The following is a 19,425-nucleotide window of genomic DNA, read 5'->3' as shown; positions in this document are numbered from 1 at the left end:
GAGCTTGCTCGGGGAGGGGGACCATTCGCTTCTTCAGCGAATGGTGGAGGGGCTTGGAGCGCGAGACAGGCGTTCCGCGCTCAAGCCCCTCCACCGGCTCCGCCGGTCCCCCTCCCCGTTCCGGGGAGGAACAAGAAGGGGAGTAGGCAATGCTTCAACTGTCAGGCCAGGACGCATCGTTCGTCTATCTGGAGACGCCCCATACCCCGATGCATATCGGCTCGGTCGCGATCTACGATCCCTCCACGGCGCCGGGCGGGTTCGTCCGCTTCAAGGACATCCTGAGCTTCATCGGCTCCCGCCTGTCCGGCGCGCGCAGCTTCCGCCAGCGCCTGGTGCGCGTGCCGTTCGATCTCGATCATCCCTATTGGATCGAGGATCCGGAATTCGACCTCGAATTCCATGTCCGCCACATCGCGCTGCCCAGGCCCGGCGACTGGCGCCAGCTCTGCATTCAGGTCGCGCGGCTCCATGCGCGCCCGATGGACCTCAACAAGCCGCTGTGGGAATTCACCGTGATCGAGGGGCTCGACAATGTCGAAGGCCTGCCGCCCGGCTGCTTCGCGCTGGTGTCGAAGGTCCATCACGCCGCGGTCGACGGCATGTCCGGCGTCGAGATGTCCACCGCCGTCCATGATCTCGATGCGGAGATGAGCCCGCCTGGGAAGACGGACGACTGGAAGCCCGAGCATATGCCCAATGTGGCCGACCTGCTCACCCGCAGCTATTTCAACTCGCTGCTTCAGCCGATGCGCGTGGTGGAGACGATCGGCCGGTCGCTGCCCGGCATGGCCAAGCTCGCCGCCACGGTCRGCAAGGGCGAGGTCAGCCTGTCCAACACGAAGATGGCGCCCAAGACCCGCTTCAACGGCAAGGTCTCGCCGCACCGCGTGTTCGACGCGGTGCCGTTCAAGCTCGCCGAGATCCGCGCGATCAAGGATGCCGTGCCAGGCGCGACGGTCAACGACGTGATCCTCGCCATCGTCGGCGGCGGCTTGCGCACCTATCTCGAGGACAAGAACGAACTGCCAAGGGAATCGCTCACCGCGATGGCGCCGATCTCGGTGCGCGGCGAAGGGGAGAAGGCAGCGCTCGGCAATCTCGTCTCGGCGATGGTCATTCCGCTCGGTACGCATCTCGCCGATCCGCTCGAACGGCTGAACTATGTCCATGGCGAAGCCGTCAATTCCAAGGCGATGACCAATGCCGTCGGCGCACGCAGCCTCGCCGATTACAGCCAGCTCATCCCCTCGGGCCTCGCCGGCCTCGCAGCGCGGCTCTACACCCGGGTGGGCGCCGCCAACACGCATGCGCCGGTGTTCAACACCGTCGTCACCAACGTGCCGGGCCCACGCGTCCCGCTCTATTTCTGCGGCGCGCAGATGCTGGCGAGCTACGGCACCGCGCCGGTGTTCGATTCCATGGGCCTGATCAACCCGGTCTATTCCTATGGCGACACCATCGCGATCTCCTTCACCGCCGACCGGGACATGATGCCCGACCCCGAAAAATACGCCGCTGCGCTCAAATCCTCCTTTGAAGCGTTGAAGGTGGCGACGCTCGGCGGAACCGAGCCCGCAAAACCCAAGGCACCACCCAGACCCAAACCGGCGGCGAAGCCGGCAACCCGCAAGAAAGGAGCAGCATGATGGCCGAGAAGAAAAGCACCCCGGACAAGAACATGGGGGAAAAGGTCAAGGACACGATCAACGAGAAGATCGTCGATCCGGCGAAAAAGGCCGGCGAGGCAGTCCGGGCTTCAGGCGCCAAGGTCGCCGAGGGCGGGTCGACCGTCAGCATGAAGCTGATCGACCAGGCGGAAAGCAACGCCCGCGACGCCTTTGCCGCGTTGCGCGCCGCCGCCGCGGCAAAGGACCTGTCGGAAGTGATGAAGGTCCAGGGCGATTATCTGCGCGAGCAGGGCAGCCGCAGCATGAGCCAGGCGCGCGAGATCGGCGAGCTGATCATGCAGATCGGCCGCGAAGCCGTCCAGCCGCTGAAGGGCAAGGACTCTTAAATCCTCCCCGAGCTTGCTCGGGGAGGGGGACCATTTGCTTCTTCAGCAAATGGTGGAGGGGTTTGGAGCGCGGGACAGAGGTTCCGCCCCCAGCCCCTCCACCCCCCGCCTGAAGAATGCGGGTGCGTGAGCGAGATCGTGTCCCCCGGACACGATCTTGGATTGCCGGGGGCAATCCAAAGCTCACACACCCCCTCCCCGTGCCGGGGAGGAGCTAAAAGCTACGCATGCCCCGCGAACGGATACACCAGCGCCTTCAGCCCGCTGCGCTCGAACGGGCGCCATTCGCCCTCGGCCTGGGCCAGCCGGTCGGCAATCGCATACAGCACCGCCGGATTCACCCCGAGCCCGCAATGGCTGCCATGCACTTCGATATTGTCGGTTTCGGGCCCGCGCGGCTCCACGCAGTTCTGCCACGCGACCACCCCGTCCTCGCGCGAATAGATCGCGGTCGACGGCACCGGCGGCACTTCGGCGCTCTCGCGCATCTGGCTGCGCACGGAGGGATCGTCGATCTTCTGCCCGGTCAGCACCTCATAGGCGCGCCACACATTGGTCGCGCGGGGTGTACCGGTGAAGGGCGATCCGAGCGAGATCACCTGTCGCACCGCCTCGGGCGCGCGCCTGGAGAGCTGGCGCGCCATCACCCCGCCCAGGCTCCAGCCGACCAGGCTCACCTTCTGCCCTGTCGCCTCGTGGATCTCGCGCAGCCGCTCGACCAGCTTCTCGCCCTCATAGCCGATCGCCTTGGGCCCGAGATTGCGGCCGAGCCCCCATTCATGCGCATCATAACCGAGATTGCTCAGGAACCGCCGCAGCACCGTCGTCGACCGGTCGCTGGTCACGAACCCCGGCAACACCATCACCGGATGCCCGTCGCCGCGCGGCGCGGTGGCGAGGATCGGCGCCGCGATACCCAGCGAGCTGAACTCGGCCAGCGCGCGCGGCAGCTCGGTGAACGCCAGAAGCGCGGACGGCGGCCGTATCGCGTCGGCCTGGGATGCAGTCATTCGATCATCCTTCCAATAGCTGCAGTCTTAACTCGCTGCACTGCAATATAGTTCATTCATCCATCCCGAACGCCCGGTGCTGCGCCGACACGCGCGCGACGTCGTGCGCCAGGATGGCCAGGTCGTGCGGCTTGCCATCGCGGTCGCGGACATGGTCCTTGAGCAGCGCCTCGGCGCGGAAGCCGAGGCTCTCGAACAGCATCACCGATCCGATCTGGTCGGGGGTCATCTGCGCGGTCAGCTTCTCCAGCCCGCGCTCGATCGCGACGGCATAGATCGCTTCGAGCAGGTCGCGCCCGATGCCCGATCCGCGCTTGCCCGGCGCGACGAGCAGCCGGATCTCGCCGACATGCGCGCTCCAGCCGAGCGGATCGCGCACCAGCGCGGCCGTGCCGACGAACTGCCCGCCATCCTCGGCGATCAGGCTGTCGATCCAGCCGTCTTCGATCGCCGACTGCCAGGCGTCCACCACGCGCGGATGCTTCAGGTCGCGGCCGAGGAACAGCAGGTCGTGTTCGGGCAGGGTATTGGCGAAAGCGAGCATCGCGTCCCGGTCGCTCGGTGCGAACCGCCTGATGTGATGACTCATGTCGACCTTTCCCCCAGCCAGTCGACCAGTTTCGGCCATAGCCGCTTGATCGCGTTGCCCCCGGCGACGAGGCTGACATGGCCGCCCTTCATTGTCACCTGTTCCTTGTCGGCCGATCCGATCTTGTCGATCAGCGGGGCCGAGGCCGCGGATGGTACGATATGGTCGTGCTCGGCGGTGACGTGGAGGAAAGGCGCGGTGATCCGGGCCAGATCGACCGGCCGGCCGCCGACGTCCATCGTGCCCTCGTTGAGCGCATTGCCCCACATCAGCTTCTTGGTCGTCTCGCGGAAATATTCGCCGGCGAGCGGCAGCGTGTCGCTCGCCCAGCGGTCGAACATGCGGAAGGATTTGACATATTCGTCGTTCCACAGGTTGTCGAGCAGCCGGATATTCCCCGCGATCCGTGCGCCCGGCCGCAGCATGTCGAACGCGGTATAGAGATAATCCGCCGGGCAATTGCCGAAGGTATCGACCAGCCGGTCGACATCGAAGAAGCGCTTGTCCGCCCAGGCCTGGAACATCTCCATCCTGGAGAAATCGACCGGCGTGGTAAAGGTGACGAGATTCTTCATCGGCGCGTCGGGATGCAGCGCCGCCCAGAGCAGGGAGAGCACCCCGCCGAAGCAGTAACCGACCAGGGTGAAATCGTCCTCGCCGGTCTCCCGCTGCACCCGCGCGATCGCGTCGGGGATGAAGTCGAGGACATAATCGTCGAGCGTCAGGCCCTTTTCGTCGGCGCGCGGCGGGCTCCAGTCGAGCATGAACACGTCGAACCCGGCCTTGAGCAGATATTCGACCAGGCTCTGCCCGGGCACCATGTCGAAGATATAGCCGCGATTTGTCGTCGCCATCACCAGCAGCAACGGCACCCGGTACACTTCGTCGGTCATCGGGCGATAATGATGGAGGTTCATCGTGCCGCGCTGGATCAGCAGATCCTTCGGGCTGGCCCCCAGCACCGGCGCGGGCGAGGCGAAATAATCGAGCCCCTTGAAGTTGCGCTGGAGCGCGCGGTCGAACGCGGTACTGGCCTGGGTGAACAGGTCGGGGGCGCTCTGCTCGGCCATGGTCAGCGCTGCGACACGCTTAAGCCGGCTTGCCCGGCGGCGTGCGGGTGCGCTTCGGCTTGGGTCGTTCCGGTGGGGCGATCCCGGGCGGAAGGTTGGAGGCCTGGGCCATCAGCAACGCCTCGATCCGCCCGACCGACTCCTCGATCCGGCGGACTCGCGCGGAGAGATCCTCCACCTCGCTGCGGCTCGGCATGTTGGCGGCGGCCAGCGCCTTGTCCATCATCTGGTGCGCGGCGGCCTGGGCGGTCATCGTCGCGCTGCTGGCGCCCTGCATCACGCGCGAGAATTCGCCCGACTTCATCACCTGGCCGCCGAACTGGTTGGCCATCTGCTCCCACTGGCCGAGCATCTCGCGGAAGAACGCAGCCGGATCGGGTGGGGTCGTCATGCGGGCACATCCTTTACCCGCTTGAAGCATCCGTCAAGCAAGGGTGCGGCGCAGCATTACCGCAGCAATCAGTTGCCGGTCGCCCCACTCACCGGCTTCGGCCCCGCCGCCGTAGCGTCCAGCGTCGAATCCCCGCCCAGCACGCGGTAGAGCGTGACGAGGTTGGTCGCCGCGGTCAGTCGCGTCGCAATAAGCTGCTGCTGCGCGGAATAGTAAGTGCGCTGGGCGACCAAGCTCTGCAGGAAGGTATCGATCCCGCCGCGATACCGCGCGTCGGACAGGCGATAGCTGTCAGCCGCAGCGGCGGTGAGCGCCTGGCTGGCCCGGGTCTGCTCGGCAATCGTGCCGCGGCGGGCAAGCGCATCGGACACTTCGCGGAAGGCGGTCTGAATGGCCTTTTCGTACGCCGCCAGCGCCGCGTCGCGCTGCGCCTCGGACAGGCGGACATTCGCGCGCCCGGCGCCGGCGTTGAAGATCGTGTAGTTGGCATTGGCGCCGGCCGAATAATTGAACGATCCGCCCTTGAAGAGGTCGCCCAGCGACCCGCTCGCCAGCCCGAGCAGGGCCGTCAGCGAGATGCGCGGGAACAAAGCGGCTCGCGCCGCGCCGATCTCCGCATTGGCGCTGCGCAGCTGATATTCCGTCTGCACGACATCCGGACGGCGCAGCAGCACGCCGGAATCGAGCCCGGCGGGAAGTTCGGCAACGGTGCCGGCCGCTTCGTCGATCGAGGCCGGGAGCGCCGCGGAATCGATTGGCGCCCCGACCAGCAACTGCAGCGCGTTGATGTCCTGGGCGAGGTTGGTGGTCTGCTGCGCCAGATCCGATTGCGCGCTGGCCAGCACCGTCTCCGCCTGGCTGAGGTCGGTGCGCGGCGCGATGCCGCCCTTGAGCCGCGCCTGAGTCAGGGTCACGCTGCGCTGGGCGTTCGCGGCGGTGTCCCGTGCGATCGCGAGCAGGCTCTTGTCGGCCGCATAGTTCAGCCAGACCGTGGCGATGTCGCCGACCAGGGTCAGGCGCGTCGCCCGCGCAGCCGCTTCAGTGGCGAAATAACTGTTCTGCGCGGCCGTGCTCAGCGACTGGATCCGCCCGAACAGGTCGAGCTCGAACGCGCTGATGCCGCCATCGACCGAGAAGTTGGTGCGCGCGCCGCTGCCATTGCCGTTATCGGACCGCGTGACGCCGGCCGAAGCGCCGACCTGCGGCAGCAACTGCGCTCGCTGGATGCGATATTGCGCCCGCGCCGCCGCGATGTTCGCCGCGGCGATGCGCAGGTCGCGATTGTTCGCCAGCGCCTGCTCGATCAGCCCCTGCAACCGCGGGTCGCGGAAGATCTCCCGATAGGTGACCGCCGGCAGCGCCGCTTCGCTCTGCTTCAGATAGGAATCGCCGACCGGCCAGGAGGGCGGCACCGGCAAGTCGGGCCGTACATATTTCGGCGCCATCGAGCAGGCGCCGAGCGAGGTTGCCGCAAGCAGCAGGACAAACCGGCGCATCATGCTTTCTCCCCGCTAGGCTGTTCGGGGGGCTGGGCAGGGGGTGCCGGATGCTCGTGGTGCAGGCGTGCCAGCACGTCGCGCGTGCCGCGCCGCACCAGCACGAAGAACAGCGGGATGTAGAAGATCGCGAGGATCGTCGCGGTCAGCATGCCGCCGATCACCGCCGTGCCGATCGCGACCCGGCTGTTCGCGCCGGCGCCGGTCGAGACGGCGAGCGGCAGCACGCCGAAGATGAAGGCAAGGCTGGTCATCAGGATCGGGCGGAGACGGATGCGGGCCGCCTCCAGCGCTGCCTCGATCACGCGCTTGCCCTGCTTCTCGGCCTGTTCGGCGAACTCGATCATCAGGATTGCGTTCTTCGCCGCCAGGCCCATGGTGGTCAGCAGACCGATCTGCAGGAACACGTCATTCTCGAGGCCCCGCAAGGTCACCGCGAACACTGCGCCGACCAGGCCGAGCGGAATGATCAGCAACACCGCGATCGGGATCGTCCAGCTTTCGTACAGCGCCGCCAGGCACAGGAACACGACCAGCAGCGACAGCGCATAGAGATAGGGCGCCTGGCCGGAGGACAACCGCTCCTGATAGGACAGCCCGGCCCAGGCCACGCCGGTCCCCGGCAATTGCGCGGCGAGTTCCTCCATCCGCGCCATCGCCTGGCCCGAGCTGATGCCCGGCGCTGCCTGGCCCTGGATCTCATAGGAGGAGAATCCGCCGAACCGGCTGAGCGACGAGGGCGCCGTGCCCCAGGTGACATTGGCGAAGGACGAGAAGGGCGCCATCTCGCCGGTCGATCCGCGGACATACCAGGCAGCGATGTCGTCGGGCGAGGCGCGATACGGCGCGTCGCCCTGGACATAGACTCGCTTCACCCGGCCGCGGTCGTTGAAGTCGTTGACGTATCGGCCCCCCCAGGCGGTCGACAGCGTCGCATTGACGTCGGCCTGGCTCAGCCCGAGCGTGCTGAGTTTCTGCGGATCGACATCGACCTTCAGGGTCGGCTGATCCTGCAAGTCGGTCGGGCGGACTGCCTGGAGCGAGGAATCCGCGCGCGCCGCCGCGAGCAGCTTGTCGCGCGCCGCCTTGAATTCCTGGCGGCTCAGGCCGCCGGTGTTCTGCAACTCCATCTGGAAGCCGGCCGACTGGCCGAGGCCACGCACCGCCGACGGCACCGTCGCATAGAATTCGACGTCGCGCAGGCCGCCCAGCGCCTGGGTCGCGTTCCGCGCGATCGCCTGCGCGCCATTCTTCTCGCCCTTGCGTTCCGACCAGTCCTTCAGCGCGACGAAACCGCGGCCGGTATTCTGGCCGCCGCCACCGCCGCCCGCGACGGTCATGATCGCGTCGGTGTTCTTGCCTGCGGTCTTCAGGAAGTATTTCTCGATCTCACGCTGCGCCTGCTGAGTCTTGCCGATCGTCGCGCCCGGCCCGAGGTTGAACTGGATGCTCGTCGTGCCCTGATCCTCGGTCGGCAGGAAGCCCGTCGGCAGCTGAATGAACATGATCGCCAGGATCGCCACGGTGACGCCGTAGATCGCGAGGAACAGGATCTTGCGGTCGACGACCTTGGCCACCGCCCTGGTATAGCGTTCCTGATTGCGCTCGAAATTGGTGTTGAACCAGGTCTTGGCCTTCTCCATCCGGTGCTGGACCCACCGGATCGATTCATATTTGCTCTCGCGCTCCTCTTCCTTGCGTTTGAGCAGGGTGGAGGTGAGCGCCGGGGTCAGCACCAGTGCGACCACGACCGACAGCACCATCGCCGACACGATSGTSACSGAGAACTGSCGRTAGATSAYGCCGGTCGAKCCGCCGAAGAAMGCCATSGGCASGAACACSGCSGASAGCACSRKSGCGATGSCGAYCAGCGCGMCGGTGATCTCGTTCATCGACTCGATCGTTGCGTCGCGCGGGCTCATGCCCGGATTCTCGTCCATCAGGCGCTCGACATTCTCCACGACGACGATCGCGTCGTCGACCAGCAGGCCGATCGCGAGCACCAGCCCGAACATGGTCAGCGTATTGATGGTAAAGCCGGCAATGGCGAAGATCGCGAAGGTGCCGAGCAGCACGACCGGCACCGCGATCGTCGGGATCAGGGTCGCGCGCCAGCTCTGCAGGAAGATGAACATGACGATGACGACCAGGATGATCGCCTCGATCAGGGTCCAGACCACTTCCTCGACCGACAGCTTGATGAACTCGGTGACGTCCTGCGGGAAATCATAGGCGAAGCCGGCCGGGAATTTCTTCGCCTGGGAAGCGATCTCGGCCTTGACCAGCTCGGCGGTCTTCAGCGCGTCGGCGCCGGGCGCGAGGCTGACGGCGATGCCGGCGCCGGGATGGCCGTTGATCCGGCTGACGATGCCGTAATTCTCGGAGCCGAGCTCGACCCGGGCGACGTCCTTCAGGTGAAGCGTCGATCCGTCGGGCTGAGTCTTCACCACGATATTGGCGAATTGCGCGGGGGTCGACAGGCGGCTCTGCGCCGTCACCGTGGCGTTCAATGCCTGGTCGGGGCTGTTGGGTACGCCGCCCACTTCGCCGGCCGCGACTTCGGCATTCTGCGCCGTGATGGCGGAGATGATGTCGCTCGGCATCAGCGAATAGCTGGCGAGCCGGTCCGGGTTGAGCCACACGCGCATCGCATATTGCGATCCGAACACGTTGATGTCGCCCACGCCCTCAAGCCGGCCGATCGGCTCCTGCAGGGTGGAGACCATATAATCCGACACGTCCTGGTTGGTGCGCGTGTCGGTCGTGTCGAAGATCGCCGCGACCATCAGGAAGTCGGGGTTGGACTTGGTGACGGTCAGGCCCTGCTGCTGCACCTGGGAGGGCAGGCGGGGCAGCGCCTGCTGCACCTTGTTCTGGACCTGCACCTGCGCGATGTCGGGGTCGATACCCTTGGCGAAGGTCGCGCTGATGTTCACGCCGCCGCGCGAGTTGGAGTTCGAGCTGAAATAGAGCAGCCCGTCGATGCCGGTCAGCTGCTGCTCGATCACCTGGGTGACGCTGTTCTCCAGCGTTTCCGACGAGGCACCGGGATAATTGGCGCGGATGTTGACGTTGGGCGGCGCCACGTCGGGAAACTGCTCGATCGGCAGGGTGAAGATCGCCCCGACGCCCGCCAGCATGATGATGATCGCGACGACCCAGGCGAAGATCGGCCGGTCGATGAAGATGCGTGAAATCACTGTCCGATCAACCGCGCGTCTGGCCGGCCTGGTTGCCGGTACCCCCGCCCGCACCCCCACCAGCACCCCCACCAGCACCCTTGCCCTGCGGCGGTCCGATCCGTTCCGGCTGGCTCGCCGGCACCGGCCGCACGACCTGGTTGGGCAGGGTCTTGCCGACGCCCTGGACGATCACCTTGTCGCCCTTGTTCAGGCCCGCGGTGACGACCCAGTTGGTGCCGATCGCGCGCGTCGCGGTAACGCTGCGCTGGAGCGCCTTGTTGCCCGGCCCGACGATGAACACCGTCGCATTGCCCTTGGGGTCGCGCGACACGGCCGGCTGCGGGATCAGGAAGGCATTATTGTCGATCGACTGGGCGAAGGTCGCCCGCACGAACATGCCCGGCAGCAACTCGCCCTGCGGATTGGGGAAGCGCGCACGCAAGGTGACGGTGCCCGTGGTCGGGCTGACCACCACTTCGGAGAATTCGACCGAGCCGGCATAGCCATAGTCGCTGCCGTCCTCGAGCTTCAGCCGCACTTCGGCATTGGCCGGGCTATGGCCGCCGCTTGCCAGTTCGCGCCGCAGCCTGAGCAGGTCCGCGCTCGATTGCTGGATGTCGACATACATCGGGTCGAGCCGCTGGATCGTCGCGAGCGGATCGGCCTGGTTGGTCGTGACCAGCGCGCCTACGGTGTAGAGCGACCGCCCGATCCGCCCGGTGATCGGCGCTGGAACGGTGGTGAAGCGGAGGTTGACCTTCGCGGTGTCGAGCGCGGCGCGGTTCTGCGCGACGGCGGCCTGGGCCTGGCGCGACTGGGCGAGCGCGTCGGTGTAATCCTGCTTGGCCACGGCTTCGATATCGGCGAGCGGCTTGTAGCGCTCGGCCTTGATCCGCGCCGCTTCGGCGCTGGCGGTGGCGCTGGCGAGATTGGCCTGGGCCTGGTTCGCCGACGCGCGGTAGAGGCTCGGATCGATCTGGTAGAGCGGCTGGCCTTGGCGGACGAGCGCCCCCTCGGTGAAGAACCGGCGATAGATCACGCCCGAAACCTGCGGGCGGACCTCGGAACTCTCATAGGCGGTGGTGCGGCCAGCCAGTTCGGTCGTGATCGGCACGCTGGTCGGCTGAATGACGACGAAGCCCACCTGGGGCGGACCCTGCGGCCCGCGCCGCCCGCCGCCCTGCTTGCTATTATCCGCCTTGCCGCAGCCGGACAGCAGCAGCACCGCCGCCATCGCGGCGAGCGAGGACACACGCACAGAAGACATACGCACGGGAGTAAGCGATCGCACGGTCATTCAATCTCCATCGCGTCGCTGTCCGCACACTGCGATGGAAGATTCCCGCGCAAGAATATGCCGAACACCACGCCTCAGCCTTGGTTCCTGTCCTGTACGCGTCGGTACAGGCAAATGCTTTGTTTATCCTATATCCTATATCTTACCTGAGTTTCGCGATAGACAGGCCGTCGGCCTTGGCGCGATCCTTGGTAGATTCCTCGCTGCGCTTCAGCGCCTTGGCTATCGCCTTCAGCGCCATGCCTTTTTTGGCGAGGACATGGAGTTTCTGGATTTCGTCGCTGGTCCAGGGCTGGCGGTGACGTTCGAACTTGTCCTGGCTCATGATGGGCGGACCTTCCGCTTGAGCAATACCAACGCCTGGTCGAGCGCCGAGAGGAAACGCGACCGGTCAGTCTTCGAAAAGGGCGCGGGGCCGCCGATCGCGTCGCCGCCGGCGCGCAGGTCGGCCATGATCGCTCGGGTCGCGATGGCCGCGCCGATCGAGCTGGTGGTGAACGGCTTCCCGCTCGGCGCGATCACCGTCGCGCCGGCTTTAAGGCACCGGTCGGCAAGGAGAATGTCCGTAGTAATCACCACCGCGGCAGCGTCCGCGCGCTCGGCGATCCAGTCATCGGCGGCATCGAACGCGTCGCTCACGATTGCCCGCTCGACCAGCGGATGAACCGGAATACGCATGATGCTGTTACTCACGATGGCCACCGGCACCTCATGGCGAAAGGCCACTTTATAGACCTCATCCTTTACGGGGCATGCATCCGCATCCACAAGGATTCGGATTGTCGCAAAGTGTGTCAGACCTGTTACTCCCGTTCAGATACTTCGCGGGGCATACTGCCGACCTCGACGATCTCGATCGCGTCGCGCATTCCGCCAAAGTCGATGAGGTCGCCTGGCTCAGCACCCATCATCGCTTTCACCAGCGGCCCGGTGAAGGCAATGCGCCCTTCCGCCGGGTCGGCCTCGTCGCTGCCGACGATATGGATCGTGCGCAGCGCGCCGTTGAGGCGGAACGTGACGCTGGCGCCGAACGCGACCTCCTCGCCGCTCGGCTCGGGCGCCACGATCGCGGTCGTCTGGCGTGTGTTCCAGTAGCGTAGCGCGCGCTTCAGCACTTCCCGTGCATCGTCGTCGGCTTCAGCCTCGATCTCCGCCTCCAGCGCCGTCACCCGCGCATCCATCAGCGCAAGGCCCCGCGCCGTCACCAGGTTCGGCCCCGGCGGCAACGGTAGCTCGAACTTCGGCTCCTTGTGCTCCTCGTCGCTTTCGCGGCGAAATGCGACGCTCATGTCTTCCTCCCGGGGGCAAATATCGAGGGGCGCAGCGGCCCCGCTGCTGAATCCTTCAACCATTCCAGCACGGCATCGATCCGCGCGAGCCGCCGCATGTCGCTATGCGTCACCAGCCAGAAGCTGCGCACGATATCGACCTGGTCGGGAAACAACATGGTGAGGCCGGGATCCTGGTCGGCGATGAAGCTGGGCAGCACGCCGATTCCGGTGCCGTTGGCGATCGCGCTATACTGGACGTTGATGCTGGTCGAGCGGAGATTGGCGTCGAGCCCCGGCGCGACCTCGCCGAGATAGTCAAGTTCCGGCGAGTAGAGGAATTCGGGGACATAGCCGATCAGCGTGTGCCGGCTCAGTTCCTCGATCGATCCGATCGGGCCATGCGCCTCGAGATAGCGCGTCGCGGCATAGAGCCGCAGCCGGTAGTCGGCGAGTTTCGCCGCGATCAGCCGGCCATGCCGCGGCCGCGCCATCATCACCGCGATATCCGCTTCGCGCTTCGACGGGTTGAGGAAACCCGATGCGGTGACCAGGTCGAGCCGGATATCGGGATGACGGCTGCGGAACTCAGGCAGGCGCGGGGCCAGCACCCAGGTCGCGACCCCCTCGGCGACGCTCAGCCGGACATGCCCGCTCGCCTGAGTCGATCCGCCCGCCACTTCGCCCAGCGCATGGAGCGCCGTGCTCTCGATCGTCTCGGCATGCGCCAGCAGCGCCTGCCCCTGCTCGGTCAGCCGCCGCTCGCCCGCCTCCACCTCGAACAATTCGGACTGAAGCGCCGCCCCGAGCCGCCGCAACCGCCGGCCGACGGTGGTCGCATCCATGCCCAGCGACCGCGCCGCCGACGCCAGGTGCCGCGACCGCGCCACCGCCAGGAAAATCCGCAGGTCGTCCCAATCGAACATCTCGTCTTACCCTGCATAATTGCAGGGCTCACATGCACCCCCGGCACCTTGCCTGCAAATTCTCCAAGCGTAAGGAAGAGCCACAAAAGTTTTGGGAAGGTTGGATATGCGCCTCATCGATCATCACGTCGCGGGCCTTTCGGGCGGCGGTTCGGGCCGGACGGCCGATGTGTTCAACCCCAATACCGGCCAGGTTCAGGCGACGGTGCAGCTCGGCGATCAGGCCGTGCTCGATGCCGCCATCGCCGCCGCGCAAAAGGCGCAGCCGGCCTGGGCCGCCACCAACCCGCAACGCCGCGCCCGCGTGATGTTCAACTTCAAGGCGCTGGTCGAGAAGAACATGGACGAGCTGGCCGAGCTGCTCTCGTCCGAACATGGCAAGGTCGTCGCGGATTCGCGCGGCGACATCCAGCGCGGGCTCGAGGTCGTCGAATTCTCCTGCGGCATCCCGCATGCGCTGAAGGGCGAATATACCCAGGGCGCGGGCCCCGGCATCGACGTCTATTCGATGCGCCAGCCGCTCGGCATCGGTGCCGGCATCACCCCGTTCAACTTCCCCGCGATGATCCCGCTCTGGATGTCGAGCGTCGCGATGGCCGTCGGCAATGCCTTCATCCTGAAGCCGAGCGAGCGCGACCCGTCGGTGCCGGTGCGCCTCGGCCAGCTGTTCCTCGAGGCTGGCCTGCCCGAGGGCATCTTCCAGGTCGTGCACGGCGACAAGGAAATGGTCGACGCGATCCTCGATCATCCCGCCATCTCGGCGGTCAGCTTCGTCGGCTCCTCCGACATCGCACATTATGTCTATCAGCGCGGCGGCGCGGCGGGGAAGCGCATTCAGGCGATGGGCGGGGCGAAGAACCACGGCATCGTCATGCCCGATGCCGATCTCGACCAGGTCGTCGCCGATCTGTCGGGGGCCGCCTTCGGCTCCGCCGGCGAGCGCTGCATGGCGCTGCCCGTCGTGGTGCCGGTCGGTGAGAAGACCGCGGTCGCCCTGCGTGAAAAGCTCATCCCGGCGATCGCCGCACTCCGCGTCGGCGTCTCGACCGACAAGGATGCGCATTACGGCCCGGTGGTGAACGCCGCGCACAGGCAGCGTATCGAGAACTGGATCCAGACCGGCGTCGACGAAGGCGCCGAGCTGGTGGTCGATGGCCGCGGCTTCGAGCTGCAGGGCCATGAGCAGGGCTTCTTCATCGGCCCGTCGCTGTTCGACCATGTCACCCCCGACATGCAGGCCTACAAGGAAGAGATTTTCGGCCCCGTGCTGCAGATCGTCCGCGCCGACGATTTCGAGCATGCGCTCCGCCTGCCCAGCGAGCACCAGTACGGCAACGGCGTCGCCATCTTCACCCGCAATGGCCACGCCGCGCGCGAATTCGCCGCGCGCGTCAATGTCGGCATGGTCGGCATCAACGTGCCGATCCCGGTGCCGGTCGCCTATCACACCTTCGGCGGCTGGAAGCGCTCCGGGTTCGGCGACACCAACCAGCACGGTATGGAAGGCGTGAAGTTCTGGACCAAGGTCAAGACGGTCACCCAGCGCTGGCCTGATGGCGGTGTGGGCGATGCCGCCAACGCCTTCGTCATTCCGACCATGGGGTGAGGCAATTGCTCGGCTGCCTCGATCTTTGTCGCCACGGACCCATCGAGGTCCGTGGCGATAAGGTTCAGGCAGTGGCCGGGCTGCCTTCCACCGCATTACGCCCCGCCACACTCTCGAACCGCGCATGATATTTCGGATGCTCGGTGCCCATCCACCGGTCCCACCAGGTGAAGTAGAGGCCAAAATTATACCGGCCCTCACTGTGGTGCAGGTCGTGGTGGGTGGTCGTGGTCAGCCAGCCGGTCCAGGGCGACCGGGTGAAGCCCGACCAGGCCAGCTCATGTCCCGAATGGCCGATCGCGTTGCGGGCGATCTGGTGGCCGAGGAAGATGAAGATGGCGAGCGGATAGATCGGCCCGAACAGCGACAGGAGCAGCAGGGCGATCGGCACGTAGAGCGACTCGAACACCGCCTCGATCGGCGCAAAGGCATAGGACGCCCAGGAGGTCGGGGTGCGCGACTGGTGATGGGCGGCATGCGCGCGGCGGAACATCGCGCGCAGATGCAGCCCGCGGTGCATCCAATAGAACCAGGCGTCGTGGGCGATCGCCAGCGCGATCACCTGCAGCGCGATCAGCCACGGATTGAAATCATGCGCGATGGCGATCACGCCGCCCGCGATCAGCGCGAAGGCGATCAGGTCGACCACGCCGAAGACCGCGATGGTCTGCACCGACAGCATCACCTCGCGCCGGCGGTCCGCCATGGTCGCGGCGCGTTGCTGGATGCGGCGGGGCGCAGTCCAGCGGCGCAGCAGCCAGTAAAGCAGCGCGATGCCCGCGGCGCCGATCAGGTAGCGGGTCATCTCGATGGTGAAGCTGTGCAGCCAATGCGCGCCGATGCTTTGCAGGATTCCGATCACGCTGATGCTCCGTTCGATTGCGGTCGGCCGGCTTCCTATGCCACCGCGCGCGTCCAGGCTGCGCGGGGCCGAAAAATGCCGATCGATTCCGGAATCGATCGCATCTTTTCAGTTCCGCACGATGTTCGCCCGGCGGTATTCGCTCGGCGACTGGCCGACGGTTTCGCGAAAGGCGCGGTTGAACGGCGCGAGCGAGCCATAGCCCAGGTCCATCGCGATAGTCAGGATCGGCAGGTCGACATGGGTGGGATCGACCAGCAATGCCCTGGCCTCGCCGATGCGGTGATGGTTGAGGAAGGCCGAGAAGTTGCGATAGCCCAGCCGCTGGTTGATCAGGCTGCGCAGCCGGTGCTCGGGCGTCTCGAGCAACTCGGCCAGCGCGCCGATGCTGAGGCCGGGCTCGCGATAGACCGCTCCGGCGATCGCGGCCTCGAGCTTGCGGTTGAGCACATGTTCGGACGGGCTGAAGCTCGGGGCAGGGGCGGGCTCCGGCTGGGCGGGATCGAACAGCAATTCGGGATCGCTCTGCAGCAGCGCGACGCCCATCGCCATGGTGGCGATCAGGATGGCGACGGCCTGGGCGAGCGCGATGCCCGGGTCCGCGCGGCGAAACCCGAACAGCATTTCCAGCACGATCACGACAAAGGCCAGCGTGCCCACCACGATCACGAATCCGACACGCAGCTGGCGCCGCTTCTCGATCAGGTCGTCGCCCCGTTCGCTGATCGCGATCAGGATCGCATGGCCGATAAAGACCAGCGATACGCTGCGCTGGATCGTCGAGACCGCGTTTCGCAGGTCGAGCTGCGCGTAGCGGGCGAAGAAGAAGCAGGCCCAGCAGCCAATCGTCACGGTGATGCCGACGATCAGCGCCCGCCGGTCGATCGCGCGTTCGAACAGGAGGTGCGCGAAGATCCACAGCAGCAGTGGCACCGACTGCGCGGCAAGCTGGATCAGCGCCCAGACCGGTCCCTCGGTCGGCCGGAACAGATACGTCGCCAGCGTCTGATAGCAGCACACGCCGATCAGCAGCATCGCCGTGGCGGCGCGGATCGGCATCGGCGCCCGGCCGCGTCCGATCACGATGGCGATCAGCAGCAACTGGCCGATCGCCAGCACCCGCATCACCGTGTCGAGGAGCATCAGCTGCGCCATATCCGCACCGTTATGGCTTGGCCGCGGAACCCCGTCCATCGCGCCGGTGGGAAATGTCGACCAGGCGCGATAGACATGGCCGCGTGTCCGGAAATGCCGTCGTCACGTGGGCGATCCAGGTTTTTTCTCTCGGGAATATCTCAATGACTCAGCAATTCGACATCACCGACGATCAGCGCGAGATCCAGGATCTGGCGCGCAAGTTCACCGCGGATCGCATCACGCCCTTTGCCGCGGAGTGGGACGAGAAGCACATTTTCCCGCGCGAGACGATCAAGGCCGCGGCCGAGCTCGGCTTCGCCTCGATCTATGTTTCGGAGGAAAGCGGCGGCATCAATCTCGGCCGGCTGGAATCGGCGCTGATCATGGAGGCGATGGCCTATGGCTGTGCCTCCACCTCGGCCTTCATCTCGATCCACAACATGGCGTCGTGGATGATCGATCGCTTTGGCAACCAGGCGGTAAAGGACAAATATCTCCCGCGCCTCGTGACGATGGACGAGATCGCCAGCTATTGCCTGACGGAGCCCGGTTCCGGCTCCGATGCCGCGGCGCTGAAGACCAAGGCAGTCAGGGACGGCGACGACTATATCGTCACCGGCTCCAAGCAGTTCATCTCGGGCGGGGGCGAGAACGAGATCTACGTCACCATGGTCCGCACCGGTGAGGAAGGCCCCAAGGGCATCTCCTGCCTGGTGATCGAGAAGGACATGCCCGGCGTCAGTTTCGGCGCGAACGAGCGAAAGCTCGGCTGGCATTCGCAGCCGACCGCGCAGGTGATGTTCGATGGCGTGCGTGTGCCGAAGGAAAACCTGGTGGGCGGCGAAGGAGAGGGGTTCCGCATCGCGATGATGGGGCTCGACGGCGGCCGTCTCAACATCGGCGCCTGCTCGCTCGGCGGGGCGCAGCGCTGCCTCGACGAGGCGATCAGATACACCAAGGACCGCAAGCAGTTCGGCACGGCGATCGCCGATTTCCAGAACACCCAGTTCATGCTCGCCGACATGGCGACCGAGCTCGAGGCCGCGCGCGCCTTGCTGTACATGGCCGCCGCCAAGGTCACGGCCAACGCGCCCGACAAGACCAAGTTTGCCGCGATGGCCAAGCGCCTCGCCACCGATACCGGATCGTCCGTCGCCGACCGCGCGTTGCAGCTCCATGGCGGCTATGGCTATCTGATGGACTATCCGATCGAACGCTTCTGGCGCGACCTGCGCGTCCATTCGATCCTGGAGGGTACCAACCAGGTTATGCGCATGATCGTCGGCCGGGACCTGACACGGCAATGATCACTTTGGCCACTTCTTCCCTCTCCCCTTGCGGGAGAGGGCTGCGCAGACTTGGGTCGCGCTCTTCGCGCGGCCCTAGTCGGAGCTGGGTGAGGGGTAAGCGGTCGCATGCGACCGCGCGAGCCAAAGGCTCGCCCCCCTCTCCAACCTGCGCTAGCCAGCAAGCTGGCAAGCTCCGGTATCCTCTCCCTCAAGGGGAGAGGAGAAGGTTCGCATGACCACCGACGTCCTCACCCAACACGAAGGCAAGGTCGCTCGCATCCGGCTCAACCGGCCCAAGGCGATCCATGCGCTCAACACCGCGATGTGCGCCGCGATTCTCGACGCGCTGGAGGCATGGCGGATCGACCTCGACATCGAGACGATCCTGATCGACCATGCCGAGGGCCGCGGCTTCTGCGCGGGGGGCGACATCCGCATGCTCGCCGAAAGCGGCGCGAAGGACGGCGCGGAGGCGCGGGAATTCTTCCACACCGAATATCGCATGAATCACCGGCTGTTCACTTATGCCAAGCCGATCGTCGCCTTCATGGACGGCATCACCATGGGTGGCGGCGTCGGCCTGTCGCAGCCGGCGAAATACCGTGTGGCGACCGAGAATACCCGGCTCGCCATGCCGGAAACGGGGATCGGCCTGTTCCCCGATGTCGGCGGCGGCTGGTATCTCTCGCGGCTACCGGGGCGCACCGGCCAGTATCTCGCGCTGACCGGGCACCGGCTCGACGGCGCCGAATGCCTCGCGCTCGGCCTCGCCAGCCATTATCTGCCGAGCGATCGGCTGGAAGAGGCCAAGGCCCGCATCGCCGCCGATCCCCAGCAGATCGCGACGATCTTGGAAGACCTGTCGGCACCCACGCCCGACGCCCGTATCCTCGCGCACCGCGATGCGATCGATCGCCTGTTCGCCTCGGACCTGCTCGAAGACATTTTCGCCGCGCTAGAGGCCGATCCTGGCGAATGGGCGCAGCAACAGCTCGCCACCTTGCGCACCAAGTCGCCGCAGACGATGAAGGTCTCGCTCCGCCTGCTCCAGGAAGGCACGATGATGCCGACCTTCGAGGACGAGATGCGCCAGGAATATGCCGTCGGCGCGCATGTCGTGCAGCGCCACGATTTCCTCGAGGGCGTCCGCGCGGTGATCGTCGACAAGGACAATGCTCCCCGATGGGATCCGCCCACGCCCGAGGGCGTGACCGATCACGTCATCGACCAGATCTTCGCCCCCTTGCCTGACGGCGAGGCGTGGACCCCCGCATAAGGACTCAAC

At 66.0% G+C, this 19,425-nt stretch carries 18 protein-coding genes; 5 read left to right on the top strand and 13 right to left on the bottom strand.

What is annotated here, in order from left to right; genetic code table 11:
• Positions 1 to 149 precede the first annotated feature (149 nt).
• A complete protein-coding gene (locus AC1DX5_RS14690) occupies positions 150 to 1,649 on the top strand; it encodes a WS/DGAT/MGAT family O-acyltransferase (protein WP_478016169.1) in 1,500 nt (499 codons plus the stop codon).
• On the top strand, positions 1,649 to 2,017 hold the full coding sequence (locus AC1DX5_RS14685) for a phasin family protein (protein ID WP_465169882.1): 369 nt from the start codon (positions 1,649 to 1,651) through the stop codon (positions 2,015 to 2,017). Before AC1DX5_RS14690 ends, AC1DX5_RS14685 begins: the two co-directional genes overlap by 1 nt.
• A gap of 221 nt (positions 2,018 to 2,238) precedes the next feature.
• Here the strand turns inward: AC1DX5_RS14685 and AC1DX5_RS14680 are convergent, their stop codons facing one another.
• The 11 genes from AC1DX5_RS14680 to AC1DX5_RS14630 all read right to left on the bottom strand — a co-directional run bounded on the left by AC1DX5_RS14680 (position 2,239) and on the right by AC1DX5_RS14630 (position 13,246).
• Entirely contained in the window at positions 2,239 to 3,027 is a 789-nt protein-coding gene (locus tag AC1DX5_RS14680) for an esterase/lipase family protein (protein WP_478016168.1), read from the bottom strand.
• 52 nt (positions 3,028 to 3,079) lie between these two features.
• Positions 3,080 to 3,616 carry an N-acetyltransferase family protein gene (locus AC1DX5_RS14675; protein ID WP_465169880.1) on the bottom strand — a complete coding sequence of 179 codons (537 nt, stop codon included), beginning with the start codon at positions 3,614 to 3,616 and terminating at the stop codon, positions 3,080 to 3,082.
• The gene (locus tag AC1DX5_RS14670) at positions 3,613 to 4,686 is read right to left on the bottom strand and encodes an alpha/beta fold hydrolase (protein ID WP_465169879.1); all 1,074 of its coding nucleotides are present in this window, start codon (positions 4,684 to 4,686) and stop codon (positions 3,613 to 3,615) included. Before AC1DX5_RS14670 ends, AC1DX5_RS14675 begins: the two co-directional genes overlap by 4 nt.
• A 19-nt stretch (positions 4,687 to 4,705) precedes the next feature.
• Positions 4,706 to 5,077, bottom strand: a complete 372-nt coding sequence (locus AC1DX5_RS14665) for a poly(R)-hydroxyalkanoic acid synthase subunit PhaE (protein WP_465169878.1) — start codon at positions 5,075 to 5,077, stop codon at positions 4,706 to 4,708.
• A gap of 68 nt (positions 5,078 to 5,145) precedes the next feature.
• Positions 5,146 to 6,576, bottom strand: coding sequence for an efflux transporter outer membrane subunit (locus AC1DX5_RS14660; RefSeq protein ID WP_465169877.1), 1,431 nt, complete (start codon positions 6,574 to 6,576; stop codon positions 5,146 to 5,148).
• A complete protein-coding gene (locus AC1DX5_RS14655; protein WP_478016167.1) occupies positions 6,573 to 9,773 on the bottom strand; it encodes an efflux RND transporter permease subunit in 3,201 nt (1,066 codons plus the stop codon). The genes AC1DX5_RS14660 and AC1DX5_RS14655 overlap by 4 nt, the downstream gene beginning before the upstream one ends.
• Before the next feature lie 7 nt (positions 9,774 to 9,780).
• A complete protein-coding gene (locus AC1DX5_RS14650) occupies positions 9,781 to 11,022 on the bottom strand; it encodes an efflux RND transporter periplasmic adaptor subunit (protein ID WP_478016185.1) in 1,242 nt (413 codons plus the stop codon).
• Positions 11,023 to 11,194: 172 nt separating this feature from the next.
• Entirely contained in the window at positions 11,195 to 11,377 is a 183-nt protein-coding gene (locus tag AC1DX5_RS14645) for a hypothetical protein (RefSeq protein ID WP_465169875.1), read from the bottom strand.
• A complete protein-coding gene (locus AC1DX5_RS14640; RefSeq protein ID WP_478016184.1) occupies positions 11,374 to 11,832 on the bottom strand; it encodes a YaiI/YqxD family protein in 459 nt (152 codons plus the stop codon). The genes AC1DX5_RS14645 and AC1DX5_RS14640 overlap by 4 nt, the downstream gene beginning before the upstream one ends.
• A 23-nt stretch (positions 11,833 to 11,855) precedes the next feature.
• Positions 11,856 to 12,341, bottom strand: a complete 486-nt coding sequence (locus AC1DX5_RS14635; protein WP_478016166.1) for a GreA/GreB family elongation factor — start codon at positions 12,339 to 12,341, stop codon at positions 11,856 to 11,858.
• On the bottom strand, positions 12,338 to 13,246 hold the full coding sequence (locus AC1DX5_RS14630) for a LysR family transcriptional regulator (RefSeq protein WP_478016165.1): 909 nt from the start codon (positions 13,244 to 13,246) through the stop codon (positions 12,338 to 12,340). The genes AC1DX5_RS14635 and AC1DX5_RS14630 overlap by 4 nt, the downstream gene beginning before the upstream one ends.
• A gap of 106 nt (positions 13,247 to 13,352) precedes the next feature.
• Between AC1DX5_RS14630 and AC1DX5_RS14625 the strand changes: the two genes are divergently transcribed.
• Positions 13,353 to 14,852: a CoA-acylating methylmalonate-semialdehyde dehydrogenase gene (locus AC1DX5_RS14625; protein ID WP_465174247.1), complete on the top strand. Its 1,500-nt coding sequence runs from the start codon at positions 13,353 to 13,355 to the stop codon at positions 14,850 to 14,852.
• 64 nt (positions 14,853 to 14,916) lie between these two features.
• Here the strand turns inward: AC1DX5_RS14625 and AC1DX5_RS14620 are convergent, their stop codons facing one another.
• On the bottom strand, positions 14,917 to 15,714 hold the full coding sequence (locus AC1DX5_RS14620) for a sterol desaturase family protein (protein WP_478016164.1): 798 nt from the start codon (positions 15,712 to 15,714) through the stop codon (positions 14,917 to 14,919).
• Between the two features lie 108 nt (positions 15,715 to 15,822).
• Complete coding sequence (locus AC1DX5_RS14615; RefSeq protein ID WP_478016163.1) at positions 15,823 to 16,857, bottom strand: AraC family transcriptional regulator; 1,035 nt, start codon at positions 16,855 to 16,857, stop codon at positions 15,823 to 15,825.
• Positions 16,858 to 17,012: 155 nt separating this feature from the next.
• On the opposite strand from AC1DX5_RS14615, the gene AC1DX5_RS14610 reads away from it, so the two are divergent.
• Together AC1DX5_RS14610 and AC1DX5_RS14605 are read left to right on the top strand one after the other, a co-directional pair.
• Positions 17,013 to 18,158, top strand: coding sequence for an acyl-CoA dehydrogenase family protein (locus AC1DX5_RS14610; protein ID WP_465174244.1), 1,146 nt, complete (start codon positions 17,013 to 17,015; stop codon positions 18,156 to 18,158).
• A 214-nt stretch (positions 18,159 to 18,372) separates the two neighbouring features.
• The gene (locus tag AC1DX5_RS14605) at positions 18,373 to 19,416 is read left to right on the top strand and encodes an enoyl-CoA hydratase/isomerase family protein (RefSeq protein WP_478016162.1); all 1,044 of its coding nucleotides are present in this window, start codon (positions 18,373 to 18,375) and stop codon (positions 19,414 to 19,416) included.
• The last annotated feature ends 9 nt before the right edge of the window (positions 19,417 to 19,425 follow it).

The organism is Sphingomonas sp. P2_B6, assembly GCF_056404755.1.
This window is presented reverse-complemented; position numbering and strand designations above follow the sequence as displayed.